The organism is Halorubrum alkaliphilum, from assembly GCF_017873815.1.
Lineage (GTDB): Archaea > Halobacteriota > Halobacteria > Halobacteriales > Haloferacaceae > Halorubrum > Halorubrum alkaliphilum.
Genome location: NZ_JAGGKQ010000055.1, coordinates 1 through 1,891 on the forward strand (window position 1 = coordinate 1; position 1,891 = coordinate 1,891).

Consider the following 1,891-nt stretch of genomic DNA (forward strand, 5'->3'; position numbering starts at 1 on the left):
GTTGTACACACTCGACACCTCCTCATTCCTTCCGAAAAGTAGCCTCGATAAGCCGCTGCTGTCACGCGGTTCTTCGCTTAGCTAAAGACGGATGGACCGAAGGCTTCCTTATGATTCCAGTTTGAATCACCCGCAAACATTTGGTCGCGTCGCAGAACCGTTTAGACTTTGCTGGCTCTGTTGAAATACTTAACCGTTGATATGTTCTTGGAGCCGTGCTGAATACACAGCGCGTATGTTGCACTGAAAGCGCTACATTTGGAGCTCAAATAGAACAGGTATACAGAACAGAGACACATCGAGAGGAATTCGAATCGGGCTATCAAGCACAACGTCAAAGAATCGCATTTATTATTCCTACCGTATCATATTCGCATGAGACTATATCAATGAGCGTCATCGGAGAATTTACTGTGCCGGCCAGTGCGCTGGCAATGCAGCAAACCCTCGACGAAGTACCGGAAATGAGTGTGCAAATTGAGCGGGTTGTCGCGCACGAGAGTGGGATTCTGACCCCGTATTTTTGGGTTCGTGGTGGTGATATGGAGCGGTTCAAATCCGCTCTTGAGGATGATCCATCAGTCTTGGAATATACCCGCGTTGACATGCTTGAAAAGGAGACGCTTTATCGAGCCGTGTGGCCGACTGATGTCGAATCTATCGCGCAGGCGTATCTTGAGGCAGGCGCAACCGTTCTGGAAGCGACGGGACGTAATCAGAGGTGGGAACTTCGGCTGCGATTCGACAACCAGCCAAACCTTTCGGCCTTCAACGAGTATTGCGAAGAAAACAACATTCCGCTGACCGTGAACCGGATATACAATCCCACAACAGTAAAGGGGGGCGGACAGTTCGGCATCACCCCCAAACAGCGCGAGGCTCTCGTCGCTGCCCTTGATGCCGGCTTTTATGAAATCCCTCCGGCGGCCACGATGACGGAGATTGCTGAAGCCCTTGGGATATCTCAACAGGCTCTTTCGAAACGCCTCCGTCGAGCCCACGGGAATATCGTCAGTAATGTCCTCACTATCGAGGAACTCAACTCGCGGGATTAGAAGCGCGCGCCGCGCTGGCAGGAACCGTATGTCAATAAGATATGGTCGGACGAGCTATTTATAAGAGTTGTATATACCTCCGAATTTGGTATTAGGTAGGCCTGAAAATGGATATATATGATGTCGTCTGTCGAGAAAAGAGGACTGACAGAATGGAAGACTGACCTCTCTCTGGATACGGCACTTGGCTTGCTGGCAGAGAAGCGCTGTCGGGACATTATCTATCATCTCCAAGAGGAAACGACTCCGATACCGATAGCCGACCTTGCCAAACAGATTGCTGACGCGGAGTCCCGGGAATCATCCACGGCACCCTCGGATCTCCACGATAGCATCCATACCCACGTACATCAGTTGCATATTCCGAAATTGGCTGACGCCGATGTTGTCGTCTTTCATCGGAATGAGAACACCGTCGAACTTGGGGATAACTCCCCTTGCATCATAGCGATTTGGAACGCGGTTTCGGATATCCCCGGTCCAGATGACAAATGACAAACCTGCGCCTCTCTTCAATAAGTTAATGTACTCAAAACACGGCGACTAGCAGCCGTAGGTCGAAAGGCGGATTCGCAATTATTCGGATTGAGTCACAAATGCTCATAGATTCGGATTTCGTCGGGAGTGATAACAATTGGATGATCCCATATAATGGTGGACACGCGATGCGGTCCTTCTAAGTTAAGAAGACGCAGATCAAATAGTCCATTTGTCCAATCTTCAATGGTCGTTTTTCTTCGTAGTAGTTGGATAGCAGTTCCATGTCGAGACGATTTCGTAGCAGTCTCATAGATCGTTCACTACTGCTGAATTACTGTGTCGCTGGGGAGTCGCGG

2 protein-coding genes are annotated in these 1,891 nt (G+C 49.8%); both read left to right on the plus strand.

Translation table 11 applies throughout. The features are described 5' to 3' along the window. Positions 1-389 precede the first annotated feature (389 nt). On the plus strand, positions 390-1,055 hold the full coding sequence (locus tag J2751_RS15405; protein WP_209487329.1) for a helix-turn-helix domain-containing protein: 666 nt from the start codon (positions 390-392) through the stop codon (positions 1,053-1,055). 120 nt (positions 1,056-1,175) lie between these two features. Further along, positions 1,176-1,550, plus strand: coding sequence for a DUF7344 domain-containing protein (locus tag J2751_RS15410; RefSeq protein ID WP_209487331.1), 375 nt, complete (start codon positions 1,176-1,178; stop codon positions 1,548-1,550). Positions 1,551-1,891: the final 341 nt, after the last annotated feature.